We start from the raw sequence: 21,207 nt of genomic DNA on the forward strand, positions 1-21,207 counted from the left end.
TAACGTGTCATATGAACTGACAGGCTTGCTAGCAGGCCTTGGTGCTATTGTTGGTGTTTTAGCTGGCTTGCTAGGCATTGGTGGTGGTTTGCTGGTGGTTCCTGCTTTACTCTTTTTGCTTCCTAAAGCGGGTATCCCTCAAGAGTTTGCGATGCAAATGGCATTGGCTACCTCGTTATCAACCATCATCGTTACGTCGGGATCGTCTGCGATTAACCATTTAAAATTGGGTAACGTAGAGATGTTTGTCGTTAAATGGTTGATGCCCGGAGTGGTGGTCGGTGGCTTCCTAGGTTCTTTCGTGGCCGATGTGATTCCAGCTCAATACTTACCAAAAGTCTTTGGTGTGATTGTCTTGGTATTGGCGTTGCAAATGCTGTTGTCGATTCGCTCTAAGAGCCAAAAGTCGATGCCGGGTTCAGCTAAAACCGTGTTGTGTGGTGGCGGTATTGGTTTGGTATCAAGTTTAGCGGGCATTGGCGGTGGGTCTTTGTCGGTACCTTTCCTCAACCATCACGGTGTGGAAATGCGTAAAGCCGTTGGCTCATCTTCGGTATGCGGTTGTGTTATCGCGATTTCGGGAATGCTAGGTTTCATTTGGCATGGATCTTCTGTCGATGATCTTCCTGCGTATAGCTTAGGTTATGTTTATCTGCCGGCTTTGATTGCGATATCTTGTACCTCAGTGTTGACCACTCGAGTGGGTGCGAAACTGGCCACTCAATTACCAACCTCTGTTCTGAAGAAATTCTTTGCGGTATTTTTAATGTTTATAGCAGCCACTATGCTGCTGTAGTGTCTTTTCTGTTAGCTATTGAGCTAACCGTTAATCAATTTAGATAGAGAGCCAAGTATGTCTCAGGGTTTTATCGAATTCCCAAATATCGATCCTGTTCTTATTGAACTAGGACCAATCTCAGTTCGTTGGTACGGCCTTATGTACCTTGTTGGTTTTATGTTTGCTCTTTGGTTAGCAAATCGCCGAGCCGATCAACCAGATAGTGGTTGGACTCGAGAGCAAGTATCAGATCTCCTGTTTGCTGGCTTCCTTGGTGTGGTGCTGGGTGGTCGTATTGGCTACGTGCTTTTCTACAACTTTGACCTTTTCCTAGCAGACCCGCTTTACCTCTTTAAGGTATGGACCGGTGGTATGTCTTTCCACGGTGGCTTGCTTGGTGTAATTACTGCTATGTTCTGGTATGCCAAAAAGAACGGTCGAACGTTCTTTGGTGTCGCAGATATGATAGCGCCATTGGTGCCATTTGGTTTAGGCATGGGTCGTTTAGGCAACTTCATGAACAGTGAGCTTTGGGGCCGTGTGACTGATGTGCCATGGGCAATCGTATTCCCGAATGGTGGTCCACTTCCTCGTCACCCATCTCAACTTTACGAGATGGCGCTTGAAGGCATTGTGTTGTTCTTCATCTTGAACTGGTTTATCAAAAAGCCGCGTCCTCTTGGTTCTGTGTCAGGGTTATTCCTAGCAGGATATGGTACATTCCGCTTCTTAGTTGAATACGTACGTGAACCTGATGCTCACCTAGGTTTGTTCGGTGGATTTATCTCTATGGGACAAATTTTGTCACTGCCAATGGTTATCATCGGTGTGCTGATGATGGTTTGGGCATACAAGCGTGGTCACTACAAAGATGAATTACCACAACAAACGAAGTAAGGAATTGGTGTGAAACAGTATTTAGATCTCTGTCAGCGTATCGTTAATGACGGTACTTGGATTGAAAATGAACGCACAGGCAAGCGCTGCCTAACCGTAATCAATGCTGACCTTGAATATGATGTAGGTAATAACCAATTCCCACTGGTAACAACACGTAAAAGCTTTTGGAAAGCCGCAGTTGCTGAGCTGCTTGGCTATATCCGTGGTTACGACAATGCTGAAGATTTTCGTAAGCTAGGGACTAAAACTTGGGATGCGAATTCTAACCTGAATGAAGCATGGCTAAATAACCCTTACCGCAAGGGTGAAGACGACATGGGCCGTGTTTATGGCGTTCAAGGACGTGCATGGGCAAAACCTGACGGCGGTCATATCGACCAACTGAAGAAGATTGTTGATGATCTAACAAACGGCATTGATGACCGCGGCGAGATCTTAAACTTCTATAACCCAGGTGAGTTCCACATGGGTTGTTTGCGTCCGTGTATGTACAGCCACCACTTCTCTCTACTTGGTGACACTTTGTACCTAAACAGTACTCAGCGCTCTTGTGATGTCCCTCTAGGCCTGAACTTCAACATGGTTCAAGTGTATGTGTTCCTAGCAATCATGGCGCAAATCACGGGCAAGAAAGCGGGTGTGGCTTACCATAAGCTCGTTAATGCTCATATCTACGAAGATCAACTCGCACCTATGTGTGATATCCAGTTGAAGCGTGAGCCTTTAGCGGGGCCAACATTCCATATCAATCCTGAGATTAAGTCTCTAGAAGATTTGGAAACGTGGGTGACGATGGATGACTTCTGGGTTGAAGGCTACGAATGCCACGAAGCGATTAAGTACCCATTCTCGGTTTAATCTAATCTGCTTTGTTTGATTGACTGATTTATCGAAAGGCTGCCTCTGCGCAGCCTTTTTATTTCTGATGCTTGGCTTGCTTACTATTCGTAAAACCAATAATCTTGAGTGGTCTTTTCTAACCACAGAACTACTATGACTCGCTCGCATTGCTTTGTATTGCAACACGACTTTCCTATTTCTTTCTACCCTGATAAAAACCAGTTGGTGATTGATAGTGAAGAGATTCATTTAGAGCCACTACAAGCAAGGCTGCTCAGCTATTTCATCGAGAAGCGCGGGCAAGTGGTTAGTACGCAGCAGATAGCTGCTGATGTCTGGCAAAGAACTCAAGTGTCTGACAACTTGGTTAGACAGGTCATCAGCTTACTGCGCAGTCAGCTTCAGGATAAGTCACGCCCGTATCGCATCATTCAGACCATTCCTAAGCAAGGTTACCTGTTCGATGTTGAGGTGACTCAGCCGAGTGTCGAACCAACTTCCGTTGATGACGCCTCTCTACCTGAATCTGAGCCTAAACCTTTTGTTGCTAATTCGAAAAAGAAAACCATCGCCCTGATTACAACCGCAGTATTCTCTGTTGGCTTAATAGCAACTTGGGCGTGGCAAATTGATGTCTCAACCAATGACACAGCTGTTATTTCTGCGCCTCAAAGTGATGTGATTCCCGTTTATATCCATGACATAACACTCGATTCTGCGGACGATTATGAGATGTCGGAAAGCGTGTACAACTACCTATTCTACGGGCTGAACTCAGCGAGAAATTTATCGGGTTACCACTTCTCTCAGCTATCGAAACAGGGCAAGCAATCACTTGCCAATAATGGTGTCGAACTCAAAGGTTGGCTCAAGCAAAAGGGCAGTGATTATATACTGAGCGTGCTGATACAAAACAACCGCCAGCCCAATCAAAGCCAGAAAGTGGAAAAGAGCTTTAGCCAAGATAACTTCTTTGATGCCATTGGGGATGTAATTCTTGAGATTAAAGCCATTATTGCCCCAATGAGTTCAGAATACGGCGTCGTCAGTCATCGAGTGACTTCTATTGATAACTACGATGATTGGAAGGTTATTTCAGAGGGAATATCGCTTTTCTACCAAGGTAAAGGTGGACAGCCATTTGCAGATATCGCACTTCAGTTGGATACGATTCAAAAGCAAGGAAGAGACAATTATTTGGTCAATGCCTTATTGTCGTATTCGGAATCTTTGGCTTATTTGCAAAGTCATGAGCAAGAAGATCGCGAACATGCACTGCAACTGGCAAAGCAAGCCTTCGAGATGAACCCACGTTGTGACATCGCTAATCTTACCTTGGGTCTTGCATTGTTAATCAACCAACATGCCAATCAAGCTTTCCCTTACCTTTTTTACGCGGCCGAAAGTACACCGAGCCCAATCAGTTTTTATCTACTTAGTGTGGCTGACAAGCTGTCGGATAATCCCGAAGGTTCGCAATACAACTATCAGCGCTATACCGAAGTGAAAAAAGAGTATAATGGTCAACTGTTTGATCTTATTGAATCTTTATAAAAAACAAACCTTTCCTAAACCACAAAATTCTCTCTGAAGTGAAGACGTTGAGTTACCGCTAATAGTAACGGCTCTTCCGCAAGGTTTCCTTGTGCCAACAGACTTCTCAACATGTTTGATTATTGTTTGGACTTAGGCTCGATTGCCTTGCATCAAGCGTAAAAACATCGACTTCCACATACTGGTCACCAAATCATTTATTATTTGGGGTATACACATGTTGAAGAAGTTTGCTTTTCAGATCATTCCAATTCAGATCTTCTTATTCGTCTTTTGGTTCAAAAATGGCTTTATCGATAAAGTGATGGGCGTGCTACTTGGCTTCATTACACCCGATACCGCTTATTCGGGTGACACTTGGGCTGGCTGGAAAGGCTATATTGTCGGCACTTGGGATAAGAGCCAAGTCGGTCATGTTTTACTGAGCCCTACGTTCGATTTTATGTTTCCTATTCTGATTGCTTTGCAATGTTTACCATTTTTATTGGTACTTCGCTCGGTGATAGCTGGTGAATTCATGGCCGGTAAAGAGCGACCGTGGTTACTCTATGCGGCATTCGCTTCTCTGTTTGTGACTGCTTGTATGGCTTTCACTCAAACCATCACAGGCGCAAGCGACGGGCAGTATCTATGGCAATTTATCGGCTTCGGCATGGTTGCCATTATGTACCTACGTAATGAGCAAGGTAAGTAAGCGTTTCTTTAGATGCGAGATAAGGGGAGTTAGATACAAGTAGAAGAGATTCGGGATACTAAGATCAAAAACCCCGTAATTCCCTATCACGCTCGTTCCTCGCTGTAGGGAATGACGGGGATATATAGATGCGAGTAAAACGGGCTTTTCGTTACTCGTTCACTCGCATTCCGTATCTGCTTTCAACTTGTTATTCGCTACTCGAATCTTCTTTTTGTCTCCCACATCTGCCTTTCAGAAAAGAAAAAGCCCGCAACCTAGAAGGTTGCGGGCTTTGCTATAAGCGATGTTTGTTTTGCTATTAAGCAGTCAGTGCTAACACGCTACCTGGCAGTACAAGGAATACCGCAACAAGATAACCAGCTACTACAGCTTTATTTTTCACTGCCATGTCTGAAATGATGTCAGCTGCTTTCACTGGCAGTTCACGTAGGAACGGAATACCAAAGATGAATACCGTTGCCATGATGTTGAACACCAAGTGTACTAGAGCAATCTGTAGTGCGAATACTGCGAACTCACCAGATACTGCTGTAGCTGCAAGTAGAGCCGTAATACATGTACCGATGTTTGCACCCAAAGTGAATGGGTAAACGTCACGTACTTTAAGAACACCTGAACCTACTAGTGGAACCATCAAGCTTGTTGTTGTAGAAGAAGACTGAACAAGGATAGTCACGATAGAGCCAGAAGCGATACCGTGGATAGGACCACGACCGATTGCGTTCTTTAGAATCTCACGAGCACGGCCAACCATTAGGCTCTTCATTAGCTTACCCATTACCGTGATAGCTACGAAGATAGTCGCGATACCTAGAACGATAAGCATAACCCCACCAACAGTGTCGCCAAACGTTGATAGTGGTTCTTTAATCGCACTTACTACAGGCTTAGTGATTGGCTTGATGAAGTTAAGACCACCCATGCTCATATCACCTGTTGCTAGCATCGGTGATACTAACCAGTGAGAAATTTTTTCTAGAATACCAAACGCCATCTCTAGTGGTAGGAAGATAGCAACGGCTAATAGGTTAAAGAAATCGTGAATCGTCGCACTTGCGAATGCACGTTTGAACTCATCTTTACAACGAACATGACCAAGGCTAACTAGCGTATTGGTTACTGTAGTACCAATGTTTGCACCCATGATCATAGGGATTGCTAGCTCAACAGGTAAACCACCTGCCACAAGGCCAACGATAATTGAAGTAACTGTACTTGATGATTGAATAAGGGCTGTTGCCACTAAACCAATCATTAAGCCTGCAACTGGATGTGAAGCAAATTCGAAAAGAACTTTTGCTTGCTCGCCTGTTGCCCATTTGAAGCCTGTACCAACCATTGAAACTGAAAGTAATAGTAGGTAAAGCATGAATGCCAAGTTAGCCCAGCGTAGCCAACGAGTTGTGCTCGAGATAGGCGCTGCTGCAGTAGTAGCTTGGTTCATAATGTTTTCTCCATTGGACCGTTTTAGTCTGTGTTTGGTCTGTTTGTTTAATCTGAGCGTGATGTTAGAGAATAAATATTTCAGTAATATTACATTTTGGTTTAGGTGAGACTTTTTTGTGATGATTTGCTCTTTAAATATTTGGTCTTGAAATGGTGGTGGTTTAACTTGTTGTTTTTAAAGTTTTTTGTTCGTATTTTTGATAGGTGATATAGATCTTAAAAGTTAGAGAAAAATTGAAAATAATCGTTGAAATATTACATTATGAAATTAGACACTTCGTAAAAATAAGTGGTAATTGATAGTTAGGTGTGGTTTTTCCGAGTTTGTTGAGTGGGGAGGGCATATTTGATATAACAGGTTATCTTCTCTTTTTTTACGGCACATTTATGTCGCATCTCAACTATAACCACCTTTATTACTTCTGGATGGTTTGCAAGCAAGGCTCTGTTACTAAAGCTGCAGAAGCCCTATTCCTAACACCACAAACGGTAACTGGTCAGATAAAAGCCTTAGAAGAGCGTATGGACGGCAAGCTAACTAAGCGTAATGGTCGCAGTGTTGAGCCGACAGAGCTTGGGCAGTTGGTCTTTAAATATGCCGATCGTATGTTTGGCCTGAGTTACGAGATGCTGGATATCGTGAATTATAGCCAGCACTCCAATATTTTGTTTGATGTTGGCGTCGCGGATGCACTGTCCAAAAGATTAGTCAGCAAGATATTGATGTCGACAATCCCACCCGATAACAGCATTCATTTACGCTGCTTTGAATCGACTCATGAAATGCTACTTGAACAACTTTCTCAGCATAAGCTCGATATGATTTTGTCAGACTGCCCGGTGGATTCTAGCCAAAGCCCAGGCCTGTTTAGTAAAAAGTTGGGTGAGAGTGGTATGAGCTTTTTCAGTTCAGGTAATGTGGAAGGTGTTAACTTTCCTGCTGTATTAGAACAAAAGAAACTGTTAATCCCAGGAAGTCGAACTTCGATGGGGCGTAAAGTACTGCAATGGTTTGATAGACAAGGACTTAAGCCTGATATTTTGGGTGAGTTTGATGACGCGGCATTGATGAAGGCTTTCGCTCGTTACCACCACGACGCTATTTTCTTAGCGCCTACGCTATATATGTCAGAGGTTGAGGAAGATACGTCATTGCAATTGTTGGGGGGAATCGAGGAGTTAAAAGAGGAGTACTACGTCATATTTGCTGAGAGGATGATCCAACATCCAGCAGTAAAAAATGTATGTGACGCAGATTTTAGCAAATTGTTCGAGTGAGCTTGTTTGTTAATGAATTGATATCGATTATCATGACTTCATAATCTGCCGGAAATACTGATAACCCGGACTTGGCGTAAAGGTTGTATGGAGCCAAACTATGAACTTAAAAGAGATGGAGAAGAATTCAGCACAAGCTGTGATTCTACTCAAAGCCATGGCCAATGAGCGTCGCTTACAGATTCTGTGCCTATTGCATGGTACTGAGCTGTCGGTTGGGGAGTTGTGTGGCAAGTTGGAATTGAGTCAATCTGCTTTATCTCAACATCTTGCTTGGTTGAGAAGAGATGGTTTGGTCGAAACTCGCAAAGAAGCTCAAACAGTGTATTACACATTGAGCAGTGAAGAAGTAAAAGCGATGATTAACCTGCTGCATGGTATGTACTGCAAGTAGTTTATTGCTGGTGGGGGAAGTGATTTCTTACCAGGGGTAGGGTCGACACAAGGAAGTGTCAGTATTTCATGTCGAACGTTAGTGCCTATCAGTAAACCGCATATCTTTAAGTAAACCAAGTAACGCTCAGCAAGAAAAATCTCTGTGTTACTCAAAATTTAGATATAAAAAAACCGGCCGAGGCCGGTTTTTTTCGTTTTGCGTTGTAATCAAATTTCTATTAAAGAGCTTTGATTGCAGCAGCGAAACGAGACTTATGACGTGCAGCTTTATTCTTATGAATAAGGCCTTTAGTCGCCATGCGGTCTAGAAGAGGTGTAACTTCTACAAGAGCAGCAGTTGCAGCTTCTTTATTGCCAGCTTCAATAGCTGCAATAGTTTTTTTCATGTAAGTGCGCATCATAGAACGACGGCTAGCATTGTGCTGGCGACGTTTCTCAGCTTGGATAGCGCGCTTCTTAGCAGATTTACTGTTTGCCAAGGTCTAACTCCCAAAAACTTAGTTCGGTGACAATTTAAGGGCGAGGACTATCCCTCATAGGCGCTTAATTGTCAAATGATTTGTGCAAAAACCAATCGTAGCCAAACAAACTTTGGTATGAAAAGGTCATCGCGGTTAAGATGGCGGGGATTCTAACAGCATTTTTAGACCAATGCTAATAAATATGCTTCTTAGGACAGGATAGTATTTATCCTCGCTTGAAAGTAATCAACCAGTGTCAGAGGTTTGTGTGAGTAAACGACTATTAAAGTCAGGCCTGATTGTCAGTGCAATGACTTTTGTTTCCCGCGTATTGGGGCTAGTACGTGATGTAGTAGTAGCAAATTTGATGGGAGCAGGAGCGAGTGCCGACGTATTTTTCTTCGCTAATAAAATCCCAAATTTCTTACGTCGACTTTTCGCAGAAGGTGCCTTTTCTCAAGCGTTTGTTCCTGTATTAACGGAATATCACGCTGCAGGTGATAAAGATAAGACTCGAGATTTAATTGCCAAAGTGTCGGGCACGCTCGGGGTACTAGTTTCTATCGTTACCGTTATCGGGGTGTTGGGCTCGGGTGTCATCACTGCGATGTTTGGCGCAGGTTGGTTTATCGATTGGTTAAATGATGGCCCAGCAGCACCAAAATTTGAGCTGGCGAGCTTTATGCTCAAGATTACCTTTCCTTATTTATGGTTTATCACCTTTGTTGCTTTATCTGGTGCAATCCTCAATACCATGGGCAAATTTGCGGTTTCGTCATTTACCCCTGTGTTCCTGAACGTAATGATCATAGGTTCAGCATGGTTTATCTCTCCTAATTTAGAACAACCCGAAATTGGCTTGGCCATCGGTGTGTTTCTTGGTGGTTTAGTCCAGTTCCTTTTCCAAATGCCTTTCTTGATTAAAGCGGGTGTGTTGGTTAAGCCGAAGTGGGGGTGGAGAGATCCCGGTGTAGTTAAGATCCGCACGCTAATGATCCCTGCCTTGTTTGGTGTGTCAGTGAGCCAAATCAACTTGTTGTTCGATACCTTCATTGCCAGCTTTCTAGCAACCGGCTCTATCAGTTGGCTATATTATTCGGATCGATTATTGGAATTCCCACTCGGTTTGTTTGGTATTGCTATTGCGACGGTTATTCTTCCTGCTTTGTCGCGTAAACACGTAGACGCTCAAGGGGAAGGGTTTGCTCATACAATGGACTGGGGCGTGCGCATGGTTTTATTGCTAGGCATTCCTGCAATGCTAGGTCTTATTGTTTTAGCAAAGCCGATGCTGATGGTGCTCTTCATGCGTGGCGAGTTTTCACCACACGATGTACAGCAGGCTTCCATGTCTTTGGTGGCATACGCTTCAGGCTTGCTTAACTTCATGTTGATTAAAGTGTTGGCTCCGGGCTATTACTCACGTCAAGATACTAAAACTCCTGTGAAGTACGGCATCATTGCGATGGTCACTAACATGGTGTTCAACGCGATCTTCGCTTATTTCTATGGTTATGTTGGTTTGGCAATCGCAACGGCGTTATCTGCGTTCGTGAACATGACTCTACTTTATCGTGGTCTGCATATAGCGGGTGTTTATCGTTTAACCAAGACTACATTGTTGTTTAGCCTTAAATTATTAGTATCTGGAACTGTGATGGTTGGCGTGATTTTATGGCAACTAGACAATATGCAGCTGTGGCTTAATTGGAGCTTCAACCAAAGAGCGTTGACGCTAACAGGGTTGATCGCACTTGGTGGCTTTGCTTATATTGTGTCGGTACTGGTTTTAGGTATCCGAGTAAAACATTTAAAAGCAGCGACAGATTAATACTGATTAGTATATAATCCGTCGGTTTCACACAATAAATGATGCAAATAACAGGTTTTAGCTGATCACAATGGAACTGATCCGAGGTATACACAATATTAAAGCACAGCATCATGGCTGTGTATTAACCATAGGTAACTTCGATGGTGTTCATTTAGGGCATCAAGAGGTTCTGAGTCAGGTTTCGAAACAAGCTACAGCACTGGGACTCCCTTCTGTTGTCATGACGTTTGAACCGCAACCTATGGAGTTGTTTGCTAAAGGTCGAGCGCCAGCGCGTTTAACTCGTTTACGAGATAAGTACGTGCAATTGAGCAAGCTAGATATTAGTCGTTTATTGTGTGTGAATTTCAATCAGTATTTTGCAAGCTTGTCTGCGAAAGCGTTCATTAAGGATCTTTTGGTTGATAAGCTTGGTGTGAAATTCTTGGTGGTTGGTGACGATTTTTGCTTTGGCAAAGGCCGAACCGGTAATTTCGCTATGCTTAAAGAAGCGGGCGAAAAATATGGTTTTGAGGTGGTGAGCACCCAAAGCTATTGCTTAAACCAATTACGAGTAAGCAGCACTGAGATACGAAATGCGTTAGCGGCCAATGACTTGGCTTCTAGTGCTACTATGCTTGGGCGTGACTACAGTATCAGTGGTCGTGTTTCTCATGGTCGTAAACTAGGGAGAACTATCGGTTTCCCTACCGCTAATATTCCATTAAAACGTTGTGTTTCTCCTGTGTCGGGAGTGTATGTTGTTGAAGCATTAGATATCGACGGTGTTCCTGTCGGTGGTGTTGCTAATATTGGACAACGACCAACAGTTAATGGTGTAAGGCAGCAATTAGAAGTACATTTTTTTGACTTTAAAGCCAATTTATATGGTAAACAGTTAGAAGTACGACTTTTGCACAAACTGCGCGACGAGATAAAGTTTGAGTCGTTCGACGCATTAAAGAATCAAATAGAATTGGATGCTGAAGCCGCAAGGGTGTGGCTGCTTCAGCTAAAGAATTAGTCGGATAATTCCACCGATTAACATAATGTCTAACTTCGCCCAATATAACGGAATTAAGAATCGATGAGTGATTATAAAGATACCCTGAACTTACCAGAAACAGGGTTCCCAATGCGTGGCAATCTGGCAAATCGTGAACCAGAAATGCTTAAGCGTTGGTACAAAGAAGACCTTTACGGTGAGATCCGTAAGGCAAAGAAAGGTAAAAAATCTTTCGTACTGCATGATGGCCCTCCATACGCGAACGGCGACATTCACATTGGCCACGCGCTGAACAAGATTCTTAAAGACATTATTATCAAATCTAAGACCCTTTCTGGTTTTGATGCACCGTATATCCCTGGTTGGGACTGTCACGGTCTTCCAATCGAGTTAATGGTCGAGAAGAAGAAAGGTAAGCCTGGTCAGAAGATTTCAGCGGCTGAATTCCGCGAAGAGTGTCGTAAGTACGCTGCGGGCCAAGTTGAAGGTCAGAAAGAGAGCTTCAAACGTCTTGGTATCATGGGCGAGTGGGATAAACCATACCGCACTATGGATTTTGGCACTGAAGCGAACATCATTCGTTCTCTAGGTAAAATCGCAGACAAAGGTCACCTACTAAAAGGTTTCAAACCTGTTCACTGGTGTACTGACTGTGGTTCTGCTCTGGCTGAAGCTGAAGTTGAATACAAAGATAAAGTTTCTCCATCTATCGATGTGAAATTTTCTGCAGCTGACGAAGCGGCTCTACTAGAGAAATTTACTCTAGCGGAAGGTCACGCGGGTCAGGGCGAAATCTCTATCGTTATCTGGACGACAACACCGTGGACTCTGCCGGCTAACCGCGCAGTATGTCTACGTGATGATCTTGAATACGTACTTATCCAAGTTGAAGCGAATGGCGAACAGCCTGCTCAACGTATCGTTGTTGCTTCTGAACTAGCAAAAGACGTAATGGATCGTGCGGGTATCGAGCACTTCCATAACCTTGGTTTTGCTACTGGTGCTGATCTTGAGCTTTCTCAATTCAACCACCCGTTCTACAACTTTACGGTTCCTGCTGTTCTTGGTGACCACGTTACAACTGACTCTGGTACTGGTGTGGTTCATACCGCTCCTGGTCACGGTCAAGAGGATTTCGTGGTTGGTAAGAAGTACAACCTAGAAATCGCTAACCCAGTTGGTTCAAACGGCGTTTACCTGCCAGATACTGAGCTATTTGCTGGTCAGCACGTATTCAAAGCGAACGACTCTGTTTTAGAAGTTCTAAAAGAGAAGGGTGCACTACTGCATCACCACGCTTACGAGCACAGCTACCCACACTGTTGGAGACACAAAACTCCAATCATCTTCCGTGCAACACCACAATGGTTCATCTCTATGGATCAAGCTGGCCTACGTGCAAAAGCACTAGAGTCAACAAAGAGTGTTGAATGGATGCCTGAATGGGGTCAAAGCCGTATCGAAGGTATGATCGAAGGTCGCCCTGAGTGGTGTATCTCTCGTCAACGTACTTGGGGTGTGCCAATTGCTCTGTTCGTTCATAAAGAAACATCAGAACTTCATCCAGATAGCCCAACTCTTATTGAAAAAGTAGCGAAGCTTGTGGAAGAAAAAGGCATTCAAGCTTGGTGGGATGTAGATGCTGCTGAACTGATGGGTGCTGAAGACGCTGACAAGTACGAGAAAGTACTTGATACGTTAGACGTATGGTTCGACTCAGGTGTAACGCACTTCTCTGTTGTGGATTCTCGTGAAGAGTACAACTTCCCGAATGAAGAAAGAACGCACAGTGCTGATCTTTACCTTGAAGGTTCTGACCAACACCGTGGCTGGTTCCAGTCTTCTTTGATTTCATCTATCGCGATGAAAGACGAAGCACCATACAAGCAAGTGCTAACGCACGGTTTCGTGGTTGATGGTAACGGCCGTAAGATGTCTAAATCTATCGGTAACGTTGTTGCTCCTAAAGATGTAACGAACAAACTAGGCGCAGATATTCTACGTCTATGGGTTGCTTCTACGGATTACACTAACGAAGTTGCGGTTTCTGACGAGATTCTTAAGCGTTCTGCTGATGCTTACCGTCGTATTCGTAACACGGCTCGTTTCTTCCTAGCGAACTTGAACGGTTTCAACCCTGAAACTGACCTAGTTCCTGCTGAAGAAATGGTAGCACTTGATCGCTGGGCTGTTGGCCGTGCTCAAGCTGCACAAGAAGAGATCGTTAAAGCATACGGTGAGTACAATACTCACGGTGTAACTCAACGTCTAATGCAGTTCTGTTCTATCGAAATGGGTTCTTTCTACCTAGACGTAATTAAAGACCGTCAGTACACAGCGAAGCAGGGCAGCCATGCTCAACGTAGCTGCCAAACGGCGCTTTACTACATCGTAGAAGCTCTAGTTCGTTGGATGGCTCCTATCATGTCGTTCACTGCAGATGAAATCTGGAACGAGATGCCAGGCGAACGCGACACGTTTGTATTCACAGGCGAGTGGTTCGAAGGCCTATTTGGTCTTGCTGACGACGAAGAGCTAAGCAACGAATTCTGGACTGAAATCCAGTCAGTTCGTGGCGCAGTGAACAAGCTTCTTGAAGATGCTCGTAAAGAGAAAACAATCGGTGGCGCTCTGCAGGCTGAAGTTACTCTATACGCTGACGATGCACTAGCGGCAAAAATCAACAAGCTAGAAGATGAGCTACGTTTCGTACTTATTACTTCTGCTGCGGTTGTTAAACCACTTAGCGATAAGTCTGATACAGCTCAAGCGACAGACGTTGAAGGTCTGTACGTTGAAGTTGCAGCAACTGAAGCTGAGAAGTGTGACCGTTGCTGGCACCACACTCCAGATGTAGGCACAATTGAAGGTCACGAGAAAGTTTGTGGTCGTTGTGTGTCGAACATCGACGGTGAAGGCGAAGTGCGTAAGTACGCATAACGACTCAGAGAAATACTGAACTTTTTGTAAAAATCATAGCCCCAGTACCAACTGGGGTTATTTTTAATTATAGGAAATGTGTTTAGCCAAGTTTGGTAATCAAGGTCACTTAAATTGAGTAACAGTGAATACCAACTTCGTAAATACTAGGAATAGAAATGAGTGAAGTTTCGTTAAAACAATCTGGTGTGCGTTGGTTATGGTTGGCCCTACTAGTCTTCCTTGCTGATATCGGTATCAAACTCTTTGTTATGGACAACATGGGTTATGGCTGGGCAAACCGCATTGAGGTGTTGCCATTCTTTAACTTTTTGTACGTGCATAACTACGGTGCAGCATTTAGCTTCTTGAGTGATCAAAGTGGTTGGCAGCGCTGGTTATTTACTGGTATCGCATTTGCGGTAACGGGGATGCTGACGTACTGGATGAGCAAGCTACCAGCAACAGATAAGTGGAACAACATTGCTTATGCGATCATCATTGGTGGCGCTGTTGGTAACGTGTTCGACCGTGTTGTACATGGCTTTGTCGTCGATTACTTAGACTTCTATTGGGGTACTTACCACTGGCCTGCATTTAACCTAGCGGATATGGGAATCTGTATCGGCGCCGCGATGATCATCTTAGATGGTTTCCGTAAGAAAGATGAAAGCCAATAGACTACTCAGACATTAATGAGTATCAAGCAAATCGCTTTGTAATAGATTGTCCTAAAGTCAGCCTATGACTCACAGAATAGAATAGCCCTAAGCGCTGTCGGTTGATTCCGACGGCGCTTTTTTTTATGCTGCAAGTAATATGAGAGCAAAGCAAAATGCATTCTCAAATAATAAAGAAATCTAAGGAAAGTAACGTGGCAGCAATTAAAAATGATTCAGCAGTAACTCTACATTTTACGATTAAAATGAAGGATGGTTCAGTTGCCGATAGCACCGAAAATATGGGTAAGCCCGCTAAGTTCGTGATGGGTGATGGCAGCCTAAGTGAGAACTTTGAACAGTGCCTGATTGGCCTTGAAACGGGGACTGAAAAATCTATCGAATTGAAGGCGGAAGACGCGTTTGGTATGCCAAATCCAGATCATATCCATCATATGGATCGTGCTAAGTTTGTTGGCGACTCTGAAGTCGAAGTTGGCACTATTATGGCTTTCTCTGGTCCTGACGGTATGGAAATTCCAGGTATTATCACTGAGATCGCGGGTGATTCAGTGACGGTTGATTTTAATCACCCATTAGCCGGCCAAGACGTTACGTTTGACGTTAACATCTTAGCTGTGGACTAAGTGTCTTAACGGTGGAGTAGCTATCTTAGCGGCTAATCACTATCTTAACAGTAGAATAACATCGCCTTACAGGTGTGATGCAACCCAGAGCTTCACTGTCTAGGCGCTTCACTGTAGAATGCGAACCTCGCTGACAGCGAACTCTATAGAAACAACCTTAGTACCGCGGTAAATGATGAGCAATGAAATGAAAATAATGTTAGCTAACCCTCGTGGCTTTTGTGCCGGTGTCGATCGTGCGATCAGCATCGTAGAGCGCGCTCTTGAACTGTATCAGCCACCGATTTATGTTCGCCATGAAGTGGTGCATAACCGCTTTGTTGTTGAAGGGCTCAAGCAACGTGGTGCTATTTTTGTCGAAGAGTTAAGTGAAGTACCAGACGATAACATCGTGATCTTCTCGGCTCACGGTGTTTCTCAAGCGGTTCGCAAAGAAGCGAAAGAACGCGAGTTAACGGTATTTGATGCGACGTGTCCTTTGGTGACTAAAGTTCATATGGAGGTTGCTCGAGCGAGCCGCAAACATATGGAAGTAGTATTGATTGGTCACGCGGGTCACCCTGAAGTGGAAGGCACTATGGGTCAATACGCTAGCCAAGCTGGTGGTATGTATTTGGTTGAAAGACCAGAAGATGTACAGAACTTAGTCGTGAACGATCCAAGTAACTTACATTATGTTAGTCAAACCACGCTGTCAGTTGATGAAACTGCAGACGTGATTGAAGAGTTACGTCGCGTATTCCCTGAGATCCAAGGACCACGTAAAGATGATATTTGCTACGCAACACAAAACCGTCAAGACGCAATTCGTGAGATGGCTGGTGATGTCGATGTCGTGATAGTTGTTGGCTCTAAGAACTCATCGAACTCTACTCGTTTAAAAGAGCTAGCTGAGAAGCTAGGCACGCCAGGTTATCTAACCGACTGTCCTGAAGACATTCAAACTGAATGGGTTGAAGGGAAAAAGAAAATTGGTGTGACAGCGGGTGCTTCAGCGCCTGAAGAGCTAGTAAACCAAATCTTAGATCGTATTCGTGAGTTGGGTGCTACCGAGGTTGAAGAGATTCAAGGTCGTGAAGAGAACATGTTCTTCGAAGTACCAAAAGAGCTGCAGATTAAGCAAGTCGACTAGTCTCTATGGATTGGTGACAAGATCGATTCGTAACTTTATCGATTCGCAAACAGTATCGATTTGCAAACACTATTGATTTGTAAACAACAGGAAGCCAACGTTGATGCGTTGGCTTTTTTGATCGTATTTTGGAAAAAAGTCGAAACTTATGGGGTTACTGGAGACCGAGTTGCTCCTTTAAAGCCTTTAAGTAACGACGACTGACAGGTACTTCAAAGCCGGTCAGTGTGATGATCTCCGCTAATCCATTCTCTAACAGTTTGATCTCTTGGATCGATTTTATATTGATCAAATACTGTCGATGACAGCGGATCAAATCGGTCTTTTCTTCCAAGATCTTTAGCGTCAACTGCGAGGTTGCCGTTTGTGATGAGCTGCGTACGTGGACACCACTGATATCTGAATAAGCGCACTCGACCGTTTGGCTCGCCATGATCACAATGCGGTTGTGGCCGATACACGGGATCTGCTCTAAGTGGCAGGGAGCAATCGCAGATATATCTTGTTCTGGCGCTTTCTGGTTCAGCTTGATGACCTTATTCAGACGACAAACACTCTTGTTTAATCGACAAGGTTCAACCGGCTTGAGTAGGTAATCAAAGGCATTGTCTTCAAATGCTTGAATCGCATATTGGTCGTAGGCGGTGACGAATACCACGTAGGGCATGGTGTCTGGATCAAGCATGCTTAACAGTTCAATTCCGGTAACCTGCGGCATTTGGATATCCAAATACACCACATCAGGCTTGAGCAGATTGATCTGTTTCAGTCCTTCGATCGCGTTACTCGCTTGGCCAATGATTTCTACTTGTCCGGTTTCAGTCAGTAGTTCAATCAGCTCTTCGCGAGCAAAAAGCTCATCATCGACAACTAATGCCTTTAACATCCTACAATCTTCATTTTGGTTCTATCCCTGCTTGTTTCACGCTTTTCTTTTAAATGTCGGCTTCTAAATGTTTCAACTCGGAGTGATTCGTCTCCGAAAATGCCTTTATTTCAGTATAGGTATGATAAAGCTCATTCGAGTAAATTGCTGTGGTTGAGATTCTATTTTTAGTGCTGAATCTTGTCCAAAGAAATTAGTGAGTCGTTTATCAACAATCTCCATGCCTAATCCAACGTGATCTTGGGATGGCTTCTGATAATTACCAGCATTGTCTTCAACGATTAACTTGAATCCACCCTCGAAAGCCTCGCTATAGATCTTCACTTTACCGCCTTCCAACATATTAGATATCCCATGTTTGATGGCGTTTTCTACCAGCGGTTGCAGGGTAAAGCTCGGCAGTTGCGACTCGTATAGTTGTGAGGCGATATCCCATTCGACTTCTAATCGGTCAGTAAAACGTGCTTTTTCAATAGTTAGGTACGCATTGACGTGCGCCAGTTCGTCTTTGAGTTTCACTGTATTGATGTTCTGCTTCAGATTACTTCTAAAGAAGTGAGAGAGATGCTGAATTAGTTCTCGTGCTTTATCAGGGTCACGGCGTGTAACTGCACTGATGGTGTTGAGTGCATTAAACAGGAAGTGAGGATTCACCTGTGCATGCAGCAGTTTGATTTCCGCTTGGGTGAGCAGCGTTTGCTGTTGCTGATAATTACTAAACAATATCTGGCTCGACAATAGCTGAGCGATACCTTCACCCATCGACATGTTGATGGTCGAGAATAGTTTCAGCTTTGGCTCATACAGTTTGATGGTTCCGACCACTTCATTACCCGCGCGCAGTGGAATAATAAGCGCAGAACCCAATTTACAATCTTGCGATAGAGAACATTGGTACGGGTTTTCTTTGCCATCAAGGTAGATGATGTCGTTTTGTTCCATCGAGGTAAGCGTGCTCTGCGATGAAATCGGAGTGTTAGGTATGTGGTGTTCATCGCCAATGCCAACAAACGCGAGAATTTTTTCTCGGTCGGTGATCGCCACCGCACCAACGTTGGTCTCTTCGTAAATGATGCGCACGATTTTTTGCGCATTATCTGAATTGAATCCACCATGCAAAATACCCACCGAACGTTCGGCAATGGTTAATGCGCGGCGTGAGAAAGTTGCCGAATATTTTTCGAAGATGGTTTTCCGATCTTGGATGATGCTCATGAACAGTGCCGCACCCACAGAGTTAGCAATGATCATTGGCGCGGCAATATCAGAAACCAGAGCATAGGACTGCTCGAATGGTTTCGCGACCGCTAACAGAATTAGCATCTGAATAATTTCTGCAAACAGGGTTACCGAGAACACCACCAACGGATTAAACAGTTGGCTAGCTTTGTTCTTTCTAACCAAGTAAACGTGCAATAGGCCGCCAATCAAGCCTTCAGCTGTGGTCGAAATCGCACAAGCTAAGTCTGTGAAGCCGCCTAATGAGTAACGGTGAATACCGCCAGTAAAGCCGACGGCAAAACCAACGACAGGACCGCCAAACAGACCTCCCATTACCGCACCCATCGCGCGAGTGTTGGCTATGGCGTCATTAATCTGCAGTCCAAAATAGGTGCCCATAATACAGAACAGAGAAAACAGAACATAACAGCTGACTTTATGACTTAAGCGTGAAGAGATGCTCAACAAAGGGAGAATCAACGGGGTTTTACTTAGCATGTAAGCTATTACTAAGTAGACACAGGTTTGTTGCAGCAGAGAGAGAATGAGTTCCATATTTTCACCTATTGAGACGCTTGTTAAGTGTAAAGCTCATTGAGGCTGAAAGGTAGCTTTGCTTTTTTGCAGGTTGTCTTTCTTTTGTAAAGTGGAAACTAACGTATTCAGTGGTTATGGATAAAATAATAAAGCCCATCATACATGATGGGCTTTGATCTTAGATTCCAGTTCATCAAAGATGTGGTGGAACAAGCGAAGTGTTTTTGGCTTTCTTATTCTCCTCTTTCTATGAAGAGTGAGAATGTTTCGGGGAAAGCTAAGCTGTTTTTGTTACGGGCTTTGCTTCCTTTTCTGATTCTTCATCAGCAAGGTCGATATCGCCTTTGCCTTTTGAAATTTTGATAACGTAAGCTGCGATACCGAATGCACTCACTACGCCGATGATGGTTGAAAGCTGCATTGGCAGACCGAAGCCTAGCTGACTGTTGTTCAGGATGAATGTAATACACACAGAAGTCATGAACACAGCTGGAACCGTTGTTACCCAGTGCAGTTTATTGTGACGAAGTAGGTAAGCTGAAGCCGTCCACAGCATCATTACTGCTGTTGATTGGTTAGCAAAACCGAAGTAACGCCAGATGATACCGAAATCTACTTGAGTCAGGATACCACCGATAACGAACAGTGGTAGAGCCATCAGTAGGCGGTTACGCAGTGTCTTCTGTTCCATGTTGAAGTATTCAGCAAGGATAAGACGGCTTGAACGGAATGCTGTGTCACCAGAAGTGATAGGTAGGATAACCACGCCAAGGAAAGCAAGGATACCGCCAAACACACCCAGTAGGCCAAATGAAGCGCTGTATACCACGTTACCTGGGCCGCCGTTTGCAATCGCGTCAGACAAAGACTCAACTGAACCGAAGAATGATAGAGCAAGTGCACACCAGATTAGAGCTATGATGCCTTCGCCAATCATTGCACCGTAGAATACGAAGCGACCGTTTTTCTCGTTTTCCATGCAACGCGCCATTAGTGGAGACTGAGTTGCGTGGAAGCCAGAGATTGCACCACAAGCGATGGTGATAAATAGAGCAGGCCAAAGCGGTAGATCATTCGGGTTCATGTTAGTGAACATGTCTTTCATCTCGAAGCCACCCATGATTTGGTGCTCGTCAGATAGGCCAATCGCAGTGATTAGGCCAACAGACATAAAGATAAGCAGTGCACCGAACAGTGGGTAGAAGCGACCAATGATTTTATCGACAGGGACAATCGTTGCGATGATGTAGTAAGCAAAGATGATGACAACCATGGTGCTCGTAGACATTACGAAATCAGTTTGGTCGTTCACTAGGTTAGTGATCATACCTGCTGGAGCAGAAACGAATACCACACCAACAAGAAGCAGTAGAACAATGGCAAAGATGTTCATAAAGTGTTTTGCGCCATTGCCTAGGTAACGTCCTGTGATGGTTGGAACCGAAGCGCCACCATTGCGGATAGATAACATACCTGAGAAGTAGTCGTGTACGGCACCTGCGAAGATACAACCTAGCACGATCCAAAGCATTGCTGCTGGGCCGTAAAGGGCACCCATGATAGGGCCGAAGATTGGACCTACACCTGCAATGTTAAGCAGTTGAACTAGGTAAACCTTTGGCGTCGACATTGGAACGAAGTCCACGCCGTCTTGCTTGGTGTGAGCGGGTGTTTGACGCTTTTCATTGATACCGAAAATCTTCTCGATAAAGGCACCGTAAATAAAGTAGCCACCAATGAGTGCTGCAACACAGGTAAGAAACCACATCATAATTTGTTATCCCTGAATGTATTAATTAAGTCAGGGTGTATATTAAAGGAGTGTATGAGAAGAAACTTCCGCTATGAGAGTGAGTGGTCGAATAGCTAATTAAGTGGTGTTATAACCGGTTTAGTGGTTTGTGACCTTTGCGGAGTGGTTGGTTACTGCTGTGGATAGGTATCTTGCTTCTAGTTAGTGGTGACTTATCAGCTTTAAGCGGTAATCAATAAATATCAACGGCAGATAACAGACATAAGTGGACATCAGTCAGTGTT

The 21,207-nt window shown here is 44.2% G+C and carries 18 protein-coding genes; 13 read left to right on the top strand and 5 right to left on the bottom strand.

All coding sequences use genetic code 11. The features are described from left to right. Nucleotides 1-4: 4 nt before the first annotated feature. The 5 genes from AB6D07_RS12435 (at nt 5) to AB6D07_RS12455 (ending at nt 4,766) form a co-directional block, all read left to right on the top strand. Complete coding sequence (locus AB6D07_RS12435) at nt 5-796, top strand: sulfite exporter TauE/SafE family protein (protein ID WP_017102992.1); 792 nt, start codon at nt 5-7, stop codon at nt 794-796. Between the two features lie 57 nt (nt 797-853). Beyond that, on the top strand, nt 854-1,675 hold the full coding sequence (gene lgt / locus AB6D07_RS12440) for a prolipoprotein diacylglyceryl transferase (RefSeq protein WP_010434825.1): 822 nt from the start codon (nt 854-856) through the stop codon (nt 1,673-1,675). 9 nt (nt 1,676-1,684) lie between these two features. Further along, the gene (locus AB6D07_RS12445) at nt 1,685-2,536 is read left to right on the top strand and encodes a thymidylate synthase (RefSeq protein WP_017102993.1); all 852 of its coding nucleotides are present in this window, start codon (nt 1,685-1,687) and stop codon (nt 2,534-2,536) included. 135 nt (nt 2,537-2,671) lie between these two features. Then, nucleotides 2,672-4,072: a winged helix-turn-helix domain-containing protein gene (locus tag AB6D07_RS12450; RefSeq protein ID WP_017102994.1), complete on the top strand. Its 1,401-nt coding sequence runs from the start codon at nt 2,672-2,674 to the stop codon at nt 4,070-4,072. A 217-nt stretch (nt 4,073-4,289) separates the two neighbouring features. Beyond that, entirely contained in the window at nt 4,290-4,766 is a 477-nt protein-coding gene (locus AB6D07_RS12455) for a hypothetical protein (protein WP_017102995.1), read from the top strand. Nucleotides 4,767-5,067: 301 nt separating this feature from the next. On the opposite strand, the gene AB6D07_RS12460 is transcribed toward AB6D07_RS12455, so the two are convergent. Then, entirely contained in the window at nt 5,068-6,213 is a 1,146-nt protein-coding gene (locus AB6D07_RS12460; protein WP_017102996.1) for a Na/Pi symporter, read from the bottom strand. A gap of 389 nt (nt 6,214-6,602) precedes the next feature. On the opposite strand from AB6D07_RS12460, the gene nhaR reads away from it, so the two are divergent. Further along, a complete protein-coding gene (gene nhaR, locus AB6D07_RS12465) occupies nt 6,603-7,493 on the top strand; it encodes a transcriptional activator NhaR (RefSeq protein ID WP_009848442.1) in 891 nt (296 codons plus the stop codon). Between the two features lie 100 nt (nt 7,494-7,593). After that, the gene (locus AB6D07_RS12470) at nt 7,594-7,887 is read left to right on the top strand and encodes a metalloregulator ArsR/SmtB family transcription factor (RefSeq protein WP_009848443.1); all 294 of its coding nucleotides are present in this window, start codon (nt 7,594-7,596) and stop codon (nt 7,885-7,887) included. A 220-nt stretch (nt 7,888-8,107) separates the two neighbouring features. Here AB6D07_RS12470 and rpsT read toward each other — a convergent pair whose 3' ends face one another. After that, the gene (rpsT, locus tag AB6D07_RS12475; protein ID WP_012603273.1) at nt 8,108-8,368 is read right to left on the bottom strand and encodes a 30S ribosomal protein S20; all 261 of its coding nucleotides are present in this window, start codon (nt 8,366-8,368) and stop codon (nt 8,108-8,110) included. A 250-nt stretch (nt 8,369-8,618) separates the two neighbouring features. Between rpsT and murJ the strand changes: the two genes are divergently transcribed. From murJ to ispH, 6 genes are all read left to right on the top strand, one after another. Then, nucleotides 8,619-10,181: a murein biosynthesis integral membrane protein MurJ gene (murJ, locus tag AB6D07_RS12480; protein ID WP_032500668.1), complete on the top strand. Its 1,563-nt coding sequence runs from the start codon at nt 8,619-8,621 to the stop codon at nt 10,179-10,181. Nucleotides 10,182-10,251: 70 nt separating this feature from the next. Next, nucleotides 10,252-11,187 (top strand): bifunctional riboflavin kinase/FAD synthetase, encoded by a 936-nt coding sequence (gene ribF / locus AB6D07_RS12485; protein WP_017102998.1) that lies wholly within the window; start codon nt 10,252-10,254, stop codon nt 11,185-11,187. Nucleotides 11,188-11,250: 63 nt separating this feature from the next. Beyond that, complete coding sequence (gene ileS / locus AB6D07_RS12490; protein WP_017102999.1) at nt 11,251-14,109, top strand: isoleucine--tRNA ligase; 2,859 nt, start codon at nt 11,251-11,253, stop codon at nt 14,107-14,109. A 158-nt stretch (nt 14,110-14,267) separates the two neighbouring features. After that, a complete protein-coding gene (gene lspA / locus AB6D07_RS12495; RefSeq protein ID WP_009848445.1) occupies nt 14,268-14,768 on the top strand; it encodes a signal peptidase II in 501 nt (166 codons plus the stop codon). 194 nt (nt 14,769-14,962) lie between these two features. Next, the gene (fkpB, locus tag AB6D07_RS12500; protein ID WP_009848446.1) at nt 14,963-15,394 is read left to right on the top strand and encodes an FKBP-type peptidyl-prolyl cis-trans isomerase; all 432 of its coding nucleotides are present in this window, start codon (nt 14,963-14,965) and stop codon (nt 15,392-15,394) included. 175 nt (nt 15,395-15,569) lie between these two features. Further along, a complete protein-coding gene (gene ispH, locus AB6D07_RS12505) occupies nt 15,570-16,526 on the top strand; it encodes a 4-hydroxy-3-methylbut-2-enyl diphosphate reductase (protein WP_029222924.1) in 957 nt (318 codons plus the stop codon). A gap of 154 nt (nt 16,527-16,680) precedes the next feature. Here the strand turns inward: ispH and btsR are convergent, their stop codons facing one another. The 3 genes from btsR to AB6D07_RS12520 all read right to left on the bottom strand — a co-directional run bounded on the left by btsR (nt 16,681) and on the right by AB6D07_RS12520 (nt 20,941). Further along, nucleotides 16,681-17,412, bottom strand: coding sequence for a two-component system response regulator BtsR (gene btsR, locus AB6D07_RS12510; protein ID WP_009848448.1), 732 nt, complete (start codon nt 17,410-17,412; stop codon nt 16,681-16,683). A gap of 105 nt (nt 17,413-17,517) precedes the next feature. Then, complete coding sequence (locus tag AB6D07_RS12515; protein WP_017103001.1) at nt 17,518-19,188, bottom strand: sensor histidine kinase; 1,671 nt, start codon at nt 19,186-19,188, stop codon at nt 17,518-17,520. Nucleotides 19,189-19,447: 259 nt separating this feature from the next. Beyond that, nucleotides 19,448-20,941: a carbon starvation protein A gene (locus AB6D07_RS12520; RefSeq protein WP_017103002.1), complete on the bottom strand. Its 1,494-nt coding sequence runs from the start codon at nt 20,939-20,941 to the stop codon at nt 19,448-19,450. Between the last annotated feature and the right edge of the window lie 266 nt (nt 20,942-21,207).

Source organism: Vibrio sp. 10N.239.312.C11 (assembly GCF_041466065.1).
In the GTDB taxonomy this organism is placed as follows: domain Bacteria; phylum Pseudomonadota; class Gammaproteobacteria; order Enterobacterales; family Vibrionaceae; genus Vibrio; species Vibrio tasmaniensis_A.

Excerpts from the sequence above, each read along its gene's own strand:
- lgt (WP_010434825.1), top strand. The coding sequence starts at position 854 with ATGTCTCAGGGTTTTATCGAATTCCCAAATATCGATCCTGTTCTTATT.
- AB6D07_RS12450 (WP_017102994.1), top strand. The coding sequence starts at position 2,672 with ATGACTCGCTCGCATTGCTTTGTATTGCAACACGACTTTCCTATTTCT.
- AB6D07_RS12455 (WP_017102995.1), top strand. The coding sequence starts at position 4,290 with ATGTTGAAGAAGTTTGCTTTTCAGATCATTCCAATTCAGATCTTCTTA.
- AB6D07_RS12460 (WP_017102996.1), bottom strand. The coding sequence starts at position 6,213 with ATGAACCAAGCTACTACTGCAGCAGCGCCTATCTCGAGCACAACTCGT.
- nhaR (WP_009848442.1), top strand. The coding sequence starts at position 6,603 with ATGTCGCATCTCAACTATAACCACCTTTATTACTTCTGGATGGTTTGC.
- AB6D07_RS12470 (WP_009848443.1), top strand. The coding sequence starts at position 7,594 with ATGAACTTAAAAGAGATGGAGAAGAATTCAGCACAAGCTGTGATTCTA.
- ribF (WP_017102998.1), top strand. The coding sequence starts at position 10,252 with ATGGAACTGATCCGAGGTATACACAATATTAAAGCACAGCATCATGGC.
- ileS (WP_017102999.1), top strand. The coding sequence starts at position 11,251 with ATGAGTGATTATAAAGATACCCTGAACTTACCAGAAACAGGGTTCCCA.
- lspA (WP_009848445.1), top strand. The coding sequence starts at position 14,268 with ATGAGTGAAGTTTCGTTAAAACAATCTGGTGTGCGTTGGTTATGGTTG.
- ispH (WP_029222924.1), top strand. The coding sequence starts at position 15,570 with ATGAGCAATGAAATGAAAATAATGTTAGCTAACCCTCGTGGCTTTTGT.
- btsR (WP_009848448.1), bottom strand. The coding sequence starts at position 17,412 with ATGTTAAAGGCATTAGTTGTCGATGATGAGCTTTTTGCTCGCGAAGAG.
- AB6D07_RS12515 (WP_017103001.1), bottom strand. The coding sequence starts at position 19,188 with ATGGAACTCATTCTCTCTCTGCTGCAACAAACCTGTGTCTACTTAGTA.
- AB6D07_RS12520 (WP_017103002.1), bottom strand. The coding sequence starts at position 20,941 with ATGATGTGGTTTCTTACCTGTGTTGCAGCACTCATTGGTGGCTACTTT.